The following is a 9742-nucleotide window of genomic DNA, read 5'->3' on the forward strand; positions in this document are numbered from 1 at the left end:
ATAAGTAAAATTAAGTTAAAAATTTCTCCTAGCTAAAAAATTTAGCTAAACGCCGTTTGAGAGTAAATTTATAAATTTTGGCTAAAATCTCATCAATTTTTCAAAAAAAGGTAAGTTTTGAAAGGCATTCTCTTCACGCTAGCCCTGCTTTGCCTTGGGCTTTATGCGTATTCGTTTTATTTTTTAGTGACCGTTTTAGCCATTAGTTTTCTCATATTTTTTCACGAGCTTGGCCACTTTTTAGTAGCAAGAATGCTTGGCGTCAAAGTAAATACCTTTAGCGTCGGCTTTGGCGAGAAAATTTACACCAAAAACGTTGGCGGCACCGACTACTGCCTAAGCGCGATCCCACTTGGCGGATACGTGCAGCTAAAAGGGCAAGACGACACCGACCCAAAGGCTAAAAACTACGACGCTGACAGCTACAACGTGCTAAGTCCCATAAAGCGCATTTACATCCTATTTGCTGGGCCATTTTTTAACTTTATCCTAGCTTTTTTTATATACATTTTGCTTGGATTTATCGGTGTTGAGAGGCTTGCGCCAAGTGTCGGCCACATAGCTGAAGGCTCGGCAGCTGCGAGCGCTGGCATAGCAATAAACGATAAAATTTTAGCGATAAATGGCATAAAAATAAACGAGTGGAACGAGATTAGTAAAAATGTGAAATTAGAGCCAAGTACCATTTTGATAGATAGAAACGGCTCAATTTTAAGCATAAATTTAACACCAAAAATAGGCGAGACGATAAATATATTTAATGAAAAGATCCAGCACCCACTAATCGGCATTAGGTCAAACGGCGAAGTGATAAAAATTTATCACACAGGCCTTAGTAGCCTAAAATTTGCATTTTACGAGACAATCGAGGCATCAATGCTCATCTTTAAAAGCCTTGAAAAGCTAATCATTGGAGATATACCACTAAAAGAGGTCGGCGGTATCCTACAAATCGCCGATGTCACCTCAAAAGCCGCTCAGATCAGCGTTAGCGTCCTACTACTCATCACAGCGCTCATCTCTGTAAATTTAGGCGTATTAAATTTATTCCCCATCCCAGCACTTGACGGCGGCCACATTTTATTTAACATTTATGAGCTAATCTTTAGACGTGAGGTAAATGAGCGAGTACTCACAACGCTTACCTACTGCGGTTGGGCGCTACTGCTTGGTATAATGGTGCTTGCGACCTTTAATGACATTATGAGATTAAGCGGAGGTTTATAATGATAGTTTTAAAAGAGCTGTTAGAAAAGATAGGAAATTTAAGCAAAGATGTGACACTAATCGCCGTTAGTAAAAACGTGACATGCACTGAAGTAAGAGAGCTTTACGCACAGGGGCAAAGAAATTTTGGCGAAAATAGAGTCCAAGAGCTAGCCAAAAAAGAGCTAGAACTGCAAAATTTTGCTGACATCAAATGGCACATGATAGGGCGCTTGCAAAACAATAAAATCAATCAAATGATAAGCCTAAAGCCCACACTTTGGCAAAGCTGTGATAGCTTTGAAAGAGCTGTAGAGGTCGATAAAAGACTCGACTACAAGCTTGATACCTTGCTTCAGATAAACTCGGCTGATGAGGATACAAAGCAAGGTGTAAGTGTAGCAAATGCGGCAGAAATTTATGAGCGTATCCAAAGTGAGTGCAAAAATATCAATCTAAGAGGTGTGATGAGTATCGGAGCGCATGTGGATGAGCCAAAAGAGATTCAAAAGAGCTTTGAGCTAACTTATAAAATTTTTGATAGCCTAAAGCCAAAAGGTGCAACTATCTGCTCGATGGGTATGAGTAGTGACTTCGAGCTAGCGATAAAATGCGGCTCAAATATGATTCGCCTTGGGACAATGCTTTATTTATAATTTTATCGCTTTTGCATGCTCTTGCTGCTAACGAAGTAGATTACTGCTGGAACTATGTAAATTTCTGCCCAAAGAGACTTGAGAAAAAATTAGAATTTAATATTTAGCGTCAGCTAAAACTAGAGCAAAAAGTACTTTTACGCCAGCTTTTTCTAGAGTATTTCTAGCCTCAAGTATCGTTGTGCCAGTGGTTACAATGTCATCTACTAAAATAACTGGCGCAGTGATCTTTTTTAGGATTTTAAAATTTCTTGGGTTATTTTGCCTAAATTGTAAATCCCTGCCACTATAGCTGATCTTACTGATTGCATGCAGTGTATGAAATATGGGCTTTAGATTTTTAGCCCTTAGTGCATTTGCCAAAATAGCCGTGTGCGAGTAGCCAAAATGAACTCTATCATCTATTGGCAAAGCATAGACTTGCTCCGGAAAGCTAAAGCTTTTAGCAAATTGATTAAATGCAAATTTAGCTAAGTTTTTATATATAAAATATCCGTGCATTTGGTGCTTGGAGTGGATGAGTTCTTTTATTTCAGAGTAGCCGTAAAAGCTATAAATTTTAAAGCCCTCTAGTTCTCTTACTATCGGGCTTGGCTCGCTTAAAATTTGTGAGCAAATTTTACAAAATGTATTTAGCGTAAAGCTCTTGCAAAACGCACAAAACATTAGCTATTTAAAATAGCAATTGCAGTGCGTTTGATGGCATCATTTATGATCTCAGTTAAAAATGATTTAAATGCTCCACCTGTGGGAATCAACTCAAATTTGGTTTGATTATTTGAAATATTTTTAACGATACTTTGATCGCCTTTTTGGATCTTAAGTGTAATCTTAATATTGCCTTTTGTATTATCAGTGCCGTATCCGCTCATATTTGCTTCAAATTCGTTGATAAAAATTTCAACCACGACTCCACCCATACCATTTATATTTGCACCGCGCGCCATAAGCTCTTTTTTGAGCGAATCGCTAAAATAAGTAGCAAGATCGTTTTGAAGCACGACATATTCTTTTACAGTACCTTTACTATCAGTGATCGTAGCAATGGTACTTTTGTTTTTGCGGTTGTCATGCACTGCGCTTATATAGGACTCAAAGCCGCTATTTTGTTGGCTCGCAGCAGCCTTATATGGATCAAATGCGACAACACTTTGACTTGGTGCACAACCAGTTAAAAATAAAACAAAAAGTCCAAAAATAGCTAAAAATTTAAATTTATTCATCGTTTTTCCTTTTAAAGTTTAGTGATCTCATCGGCTACTTTTATCGCAGCTTGTTTAACTAAAAGGGCGATAAAAAAGTCAAACTGACCAGACTCTGAAGCCTCTAGCTTCTCCACATGGTGTCTAGTCGAGATAGGTAAGGTTTTTTTGAAATTTATATTTGAAAGAATAAGAAGCCCATTTAGATGTCCATTTAAAATTTCTGAACTTCCCGAATAGCTTCCTTTAAGCTCGTCAAATCTAAAATCAAGCCTGTATGTATAAGGCGATGTTTGAGTATCGACAACAACGATTCCACGAGAATTTAACTCACGCTGCAAAAACATGTAAAAAAGCACCTCAAGGCGTGGGTTTGAGTTAAAAACTGCAGTATTTCCTTCAACACCTGTGTAATATATCGATCTTGCACTACTTCTAGCATCGACGATCCTGTGGAAATAAACCTTTTTTAATCCAACATTAGTATCGATCATGTTTTTTTCCAAGCAGCAGTTTATTGCTACATCACTTTTGTATTTAACACCATTTATAAAAAGACCATCGCCCCTGCCTTTACAAGCGCTGCAGTCAGCCGGTATCCTCATAACCTCTTCAAAATACATCTTATCTTCGCTGTTTATGCTCGCACTTTGCACGCCATCTATTCCCTCACATGAGAGGCAAAGACTGGCTTTTGCCACACAGCCAGTTAGAAAGATAGCTGCAAAAACTGCCAGTAATGTCATTCTTAGCATTTTACTTCCTTTTGCTCTTTTTGTTTTTTGCGGAGTTTTTTCACGCTCTCGCCTGCGATACCATAGTTATTCGTATCGATCTCGTCGATAATGACAACGGTATTTTGAGCGCTTCTACCTAAAATTTCGCTTATTAGCTTTGTAACTCCGCTTATCATCTTCTCTTTTTGCTCCACACTTGGGCTATCACCCTCTCTTGTCACACAAATTTTCACAAATGGCATAGTGCTCCTTTTTGCAAATTTAGTATTTAAATTTTAATCAAAAAATAAGAACCGAATACGGCAGTATCGTTAGCTCACAATAAGGCGAGATATTTTGTGATGATTTTGAAAGCTGTTACGTGAAATTTTGGTGCGGATAGAACATGCAGTTCATCAAGCCAAAAATTTCACTAACTCTTTCAAAAGGGCACAAAAGATAAGCCTCTAGTCTATTTTTAAGACCGAGAGGAACGCCTCTTGTGGTAAATTTACCTTTCCAATAGCTTTCATACGCTTCTTACCCTCTTTTTGCTTTTCAAGCAACTTTCTCTTACGCGTGATGTCGCCGCCGTAGCACTTGGCTGTGACGTTTTTACCCATTGATTTTACGGTTTCTCGGGCGATTATTTTATTGCCGATGCTAGCTTGTATCGCCACTTCAAAGAGCTGACGTGGCACGATCTCTTTCATCGCCTTTACAAAGTCCCTGCCCTTTGTCTGCGCCTTACTCTCAGGCACGATGATAGAGAGCGCATCGACCGTCTCGCCAGCCACTTTTACATCAAGCTTTACTAGATCGCCCACGCGGTAGTCGCTAGGCTCGTAGTCAAAACTAGCGTAGCCTTTGGTGCTTGATTTTAGCTTATCGTAAAAGTCCATCACGATCTCGTTCATCGGTATGTCATACTCAAGCAAAACGCGGTCAGTCGTGATGTAGTCCATCTTTGTTTGTATACCACGGCGGTTGTTTAAAAGCGTGATGATGTTGCCCAAAAACTCGCTTGGCGTGATGATAGTCGCTTTCACATATGGCTCAAGGATTGAGTCTATTTTATTGACTGGTGGCAGCTGGCTTGGGTTTTGGATTTTTAAATTTAGCCCATCAGTTTGGATGACTTCGTAAGTCACGGTTGGCGCTGTGGCGATTAGATCTAGGTCAAATTCGCGCTCCAGCCTCTCTTTTACCACTTCCATATGAAGCAGCCCCAAAAAGCCCACTCTAAAGCCAAATCCAAGCGCGACCGAGGTCTCTGGCTCGTAACTTATCGAGCTATCATTTAGCTTTAGTTTATCAAGTGCGTCACGCAGATCTTCAAATTTATCAGTTTCGATCGGATAAAGTCCAGCAAAGACAAATGGCTTAGCCCTCTCAAAGCCACCTACTGGCTCTTTTAACGGATTTCTAGCCTGTGTAATCGTATCGCCTACCTGGACATCACTAACATTTTTAAGTCCAAGTACAACGATGCCTACTTCGCCAGCAGAAAGGCTCTTTGTCTTGATTGGAGCGATAGGATTTGGATACATGAGGTCAAGCACGATGTGCTTTTTGCCTGTTCCCATGACTAAAATTTCATCATTTTTTGAGATAGTGCCGTCATATACGCGAACGAGTGCGAGTGCGCCAAGATAGTTGTCAAACCAACTATCATAAATAAGTGCCTTTGTAGGCTTATTTGCATCACCATTTGGCGCAGGAATTCTCGTGATGATCGCCTCAAGTAGCTCTTTTATGCCGATACCACTTTTTGCACTCACCTCGATCGCTCCAGAGCAGTCAAGTCCGATAATATGCTCGATCTCGTCCTTTACTCTAGCAGGATCAGCTGCTGGCAGGTCGATCTTATTTATCACTGGGATGATCTCTAAGTTGTTTTCAAGTGCAATATAGACGTTTGCGATAGTCTGCGCCTCCACACCCTGAGAAGCGTCCACTACTAGCAGAGCACCCTCACAACTAGCCAAAGAGCGGCTCACCTCGTAGCTAAAATCGACGTGGCCCGGAGTGTCTATCAAATTTAGAACAAAATTTTCTCCATTTAGCGCGTAGTTTAAGCGAACGGACTGGGCTTTTATCGTGATGCCACGCTCTTTTTCGATATCCATCGTATCCATGATCTGGCTGCTCATCTCACGGTCACTTACAGCGCCACACTCCTGAATGAGACGATCTGCAAGCGTGCTTTTGCCGTGGTCTATATGAGCGATGATGCTAAAATTTCTGATGTTTTTCATATAAGTTTTACTTTTTACTAAATTTTGGGCTTTATTTTGCCTAAAGTTGATTTAAATGCCAATAAATATATTTTTATCATAAGCCCGTCACTAGAGCTTGGCTCTATTCTTAAAAATCTTAATGACAATGTCCAAAGTGCTCATGTCCTTCATCGTCATTTAGCTCACAGATGAGACCAGCTTTGTGTCCAAGGCTCTCGCTCTCAAACTGAAGCGTGACATGGCCGATACCTGCGTGAGATAGCTCGTGCTCGATGCGCTTTATCATCTTTGAAATTTCAGCCACGCTTAGCGCATCATCCACCACCACGTGGGCTATGAGCGCATTTGTGCCAGCATTTATCGCCCAGATATGCAGGTCATGCACGATTTTAACGCCATCTACGCCATTTATAACGCCTAAAATTCCATCCGTATCAAGCTTAAGCGGCACGGCTTCGATCAGGATATTAAAGCTATCTTTTAGCAAGCTAGCGCCACTTTTTATGATGAGTAGCGAGACAAAGATACTTGCAATGCTATCGGCCTGCTTGAAGTTAAATTTCATCACAAGAAGTGCCGCGACGATGGCGCCAACTGAGCCAAGCGTGTCGCCAAGTACGTGCAAATATGCGCCTTTCATGTTTAAATTTTCTTTTGTATCAGCGCTTTTATGCATATAAACAGCCACGACCAAATTTACCACAAGCCCCAAAATACTAGCAAAAAGCATTGTTTCAGCCTCTATCTCTGGCTCGTTAAAAAGCCTAACGATCGCTTCGACTACGACAAAAACAGCAAGCACGATAAGAGCGATGGCGTTTATGAAAGCGGCGATGATCTCGACCCTTTTGTAGCCAAAGGTCTTTTGCAAATTTGCCCTTTTTTCTGCAATCTTAAAAGCAACCAGCGACAAAAAGAGAGCCGCAGCGTCTGAGAGCATGTGAAATGCGTCGCTAATGAGCGCAAGTGAGTTTGAAACGAAGCCAAAAACGGCCTCAACTATCATAAACGTGAAAATTAGAAAAAATGAATTTCTAAGAACGCTCTTGTTGTGCATCATTGTCCTTCTTTTGGGCATCGATCCTCTTGCCGATATCTTTTAAATTTGAAAATTCCTCGATGAGCTTTGGCGAGTCGTCAAGGCTGATGACGAAATTCCATATATAAGTCATCACAGAGTAGATGTGGCCGGCATTTGTCTGCTGCGAGCTTAGCACTATTATCGCCACCAAAAAGAGCAGCGAAGCGCTAATACCGATGATAAAATAGCTCATCGCCTCCCTGTTTGAGATCGCTATACGAAATTTAGAAACGACGTCGTAGTGCCTATTTAGCGTGCTTTTATTAAAAACACCTATCACCTTTGCCTCTTTTTCTAGGCGGTCATTTAAGCGAAGATAAAGGTCGTCATTTTTCTTAATATATCTTGGCAAAAATATAAGAAAAACGATCATCACGGCAAAGCACGCCACAGCGACCTTTGGCTCGACAAAGATGAGCATAAACGCTGAGCCGATGATCGAAATAACCAATGTAAAAAACATAGGAAAATGCGTCTCAAAGAAATTTACAAACTCTCGCGAGAGCGCTACTCTGGCGATAATGGCGGAGTCGTCTTTGGCATTTTGTTTTTCATTCATGATGACGTTTACAGCAAGCTTTGCGTAGATATTTGCAAAAACTTGCGTATCCACGCGGCGCCTAATGGCTCCTACAAGCCACGCTATGAGCACAAAAAGTGCGTAAATGAGGGCATTTAACGTATTTCCTTGCATGATTGCGTTTATCGCAAAGCCCGCAAATATCGGGTATGCCAGAAAAAGTCCGTTCTCTGCTAACACCAAAGCAAAGGTCAAAATGAGATTTTTATTGTGCTCGGTCGCTATGCTCTTTAGCGTTTTAAAGGCGTTATTTTGCAAATTTAATCCTAAAATTTTCACGAATTCTAGCCAAAATTTATAAATTTTGAAAAATTTTTGTTGTAACTATTGACATTACAACAAAAAATCATTATACTTCGCTCATCGGTTGTAAATAAAAATATTACAACACAAAAAACAAGGAGAATAAAATGAAAAATTATCAGGTTGCAAAGATCGCAAATGCGCCAAGAGTCGAGCTAAAAGAGGCTTTAAATTTAACTGGCTGTGAAGTATCTATAAACGAGCTTCCAGCAAATGTGAGCGTACCATTTGTTCATGCGCACAAGCAAAACGAGGAGCTTTACATCATCACTGATGGCGATGGCGAGCTCTTCATTGACGGCGAAGTGATAAAAGTAAGCAAAGGCGACGCGGTGCGCATAGATCCAGATGGCAAAAGGTGCTTTAAAGCTGGCAAAAACGGCATCAAAATGATCTGCATCCAGACAAAACGCGGTAGCCTAGAGCAATACACTATGACTGACGGCGTGATAGTTGATGACGTAAAGCCAAGCTGGCTGTAAATTTAAAAAGCAAAATTTAAATAGCAATCTTAGGCACAAACGGCAAAAGCGACGTAAATTTAGTAAATGAGGCGCTAAAACAAGGTTACGACGTCACAGCGATCGTTAGAAACAAAGAGTATAAAAACGAAAGCGTAAAGGTCGTTTATAAAGATATTTTTGAGCTTACAAAGACTGATCTGGCTGGCTTTGACGCGGTTATTAGCGCATTTGCAGCATGGAGCGAAGAAACCTTCCCGCTTCACAAAAAAGTGGCCGCTCACCTTTTAAATTTACTAGAAGGCACTAGCACAAGGCTCATCGTAGCTCTTAGCGCTGGCACGTTATTTGTTGATAGCAAAGGCACTATGCTCATGGATACGCCAGACTTCCCAGCAGCATATATGGGCGTGGCAAAGGCGACTGCGGAGTCTTATTTTGAGCTAAAAGGTAGAAGTGATTTGCTTTGGACATATGTAAGCCCAGCAGGTGACTACGACGCAAATGGTGCTCGTACTGGTAAATACGTGCTTGGTGGAGATAATCTCATCTTAAACTCAAAAAATGAGAGCTATATAAGCTATCCAGACCTTGCGCTTGCGATCATAGACGAGCTAAAAAACAAAAAATTTATACAAAAACGCTTCACAGCAGTTAGTGAGCGAGCATAAAATTATAGATTTGACATAGCTGGCAAAAAAGCCGGCTTGTCAAATCTAAACTAAAAATAAACTGCTTTTAGTAAAAATTTAAAGTATAATCAGAGAAAATTTCAAGGACGATCATGCAAGTAGGGATTAAGTTTTCAACCGCGATCCATGTAGTTTTAGCAGCTTGTTTTTTCAAAGAAGAAAAAGTCACGAGCGAATTTATAGCAGGTAGTATAAACACAAATCCTGTCATAGTTAGGCGCCTGCTCGGTACTCTAAAGGCTGCAGGACTCGTGAATATCGTAGCTGGAGTTGGTGGAGTGAGTCTTGCGAAAGAGCCAAAAGATATAACCCTCCTTCAAATCTTTAACGCAGTAAATGATAAAGAAAAACTTTTCAAGATCCACTCTGATTCACCTAAAGCCTGCCCGCTTGGTGGCAAGATCGAGGGACTCTTAACCAACCACCTCCTAAAAGCACAAGAAGCTTTAGAAGATAGTCTAAGAAGCATTACTTTACAAGATCTATTAGATGAACTTATTAATTTATAAAATTTAAAAAGTAGACAAACTAAGTTATAGAATTTAAAAATTAGGCAAATATATAAAAACCAATCTATTTTTTATTAGGAGCACCATGTGCTCCTA

Annotated in this window: 12 protein-coding genes; 5 read left to right on the top strand and 7 right to left on the bottom strand. The window is 40.4% G+C overall.

The genetic code is table 11. From position 1 onward, the window contains the following. The first annotated feature begins 117 nt into the window (after positions 1–117). Both rseP and A3854_RS01975 read left to right on the top strand, forming a co-directional pair. Entirely contained in the window at positions 118–1227 is a 1110-nt protein-coding gene (rseP, locus tag A3854_RS01970) for an RIP metalloprotease RseP (protein ID WP_084041098.1), read from the top strand. Continuing rightward, positions 1227–1862 (top strand): YggS family pyridoxal phosphate-dependent enzyme, encoded by a 636-nt coding sequence (locus tag A3854_RS01975; RefSeq protein WP_084041099.1) that lies wholly within the window; start codon positions 1227–1229, stop codon positions 1860–1862. Before rseP ends, A3854_RS01975 begins: the two co-directional genes overlap by 1 nt. Before the next feature lie 96 nt (positions 1863–1958). Here A3854_RS01975 and A3854_RS01980 read toward each other — a convergent pair whose 3' ends face one another. The 7 genes from A3854_RS01980 to A3854_RS02010 all read right to left on the bottom strand — a co-directional run bounded on the left by A3854_RS01980 (position 1959) and on the right by A3854_RS02010 (position 7939). Then, positions 1959–2528 (bottom strand): ComF family protein, encoded by a 570-nt coding sequence (locus A3854_RS01980; protein WP_084041100.1) that lies wholly within the window; start codon positions 2526–2528, stop codon positions 1959–1961. Next, a complete protein-coding gene (locus A3854_RS01985; protein ID WP_084041101.1) occupies positions 2528–3085 on the bottom strand; it encodes a YajG family lipoprotein in 558 nt (185 codons plus the stop codon). The genes A3854_RS01980 and A3854_RS01985 overlap by 1 nt, the downstream gene beginning before the upstream one ends. 11 nt (positions 3086–3096) lie before the next feature. Further along, positions 3097–3819, bottom strand: a complete 723-nt coding sequence (locus tag A3854_RS01990; protein ID WP_084041102.1) for a hypothetical protein — start codon at positions 3817–3819, stop codon at positions 3097–3099. After that, entirely contained in the window at positions 3813–4043 is a 231-nt protein-coding gene (locus A3854_RS01995) for a 2-hydroxymuconate tautomerase family protein (protein ID WP_084041103.1), read from the bottom strand. Before A3854_RS01995 ends, A3854_RS01990 begins: the two co-directional genes overlap by 7 nt. Before the next feature lie 204 nt (positions 4044–4247). Then, positions 4248–6038: a translation elongation factor 4 gene (gene lepA, locus A3854_RS02000; protein ID WP_084041104.1), complete on the bottom strand. Its 1791-nt coding sequence runs from the start codon at positions 6036–6038 to the stop codon at positions 4248–4250. A 118-nt stretch (positions 6039–6156) separates the two neighbouring features. Further along, complete coding sequence (locus A3854_RS02005; RefSeq protein ID WP_084041105.1) at positions 6157–7077, bottom strand: cation diffusion facilitator family transporter; 921 nt, start codon at positions 7075–7077, stop codon at positions 6157–6159. Further along, a complete protein-coding gene (locus A3854_RS02010; protein ID WP_084041106.1) occupies positions 7055–7939 on the bottom strand; it encodes an ABC transporter six-transmembrane domain-containing protein in 885 nt (294 codons plus the stop codon). The genes A3854_RS02005 and A3854_RS02010 overlap by 23 nt, the downstream gene beginning before the upstream one ends. A gap of 152 nt (positions 7940–8091) precedes the next feature. Here A3854_RS02010 and A3854_RS02015 point away from each other — a divergent pair, with 152 nt between their 5' ends. The 3 genes from A3854_RS02015 to A3854_RS02025 all read left to right on the top strand — a co-directional run bounded on the left by A3854_RS02015 (position 8092) and on the right by A3854_RS02025 (position 9646). After that, positions 8092–8466: a cupin domain-containing protein gene (locus tag A3854_RS02015; RefSeq protein WP_084041107.1), complete on the top strand. Its 375-nt coding sequence runs from the start codon at positions 8092–8094 to the stop codon at positions 8464–8466. A gap of 26 nt (positions 8467–8492) precedes the next feature. Then, positions 8493–9116, top strand: coding sequence for an SDR family oxidoreductase (locus A3854_RS02020; RefSeq protein WP_257639856.1), 624 nt, complete (start codon positions 8493–8495; stop codon positions 9114–9116). 113 nt (positions 9117–9229) lie between these two features. Continuing rightward, a complete protein-coding gene (locus A3854_RS02025; RefSeq protein WP_084041109.1) occupies positions 9230–9646 on the top strand; it encodes an Rrf2 family transcriptional regulator in 417 nt (138 codons plus the stop codon). The last annotated feature ends 96 nt before the right edge of the window (positions 9647–9742 follow it).

Origin of the sequence: Campylobacter concisus (assembly GCF_002092845.1) — a bacterium.
Classification (GTDB): domain Bacteria; phylum Campylobacterota; class Campylobacteria; order Campylobacterales; family Campylobacteraceae; genus Campylobacter_A; species Campylobacter_A concisus_AQ.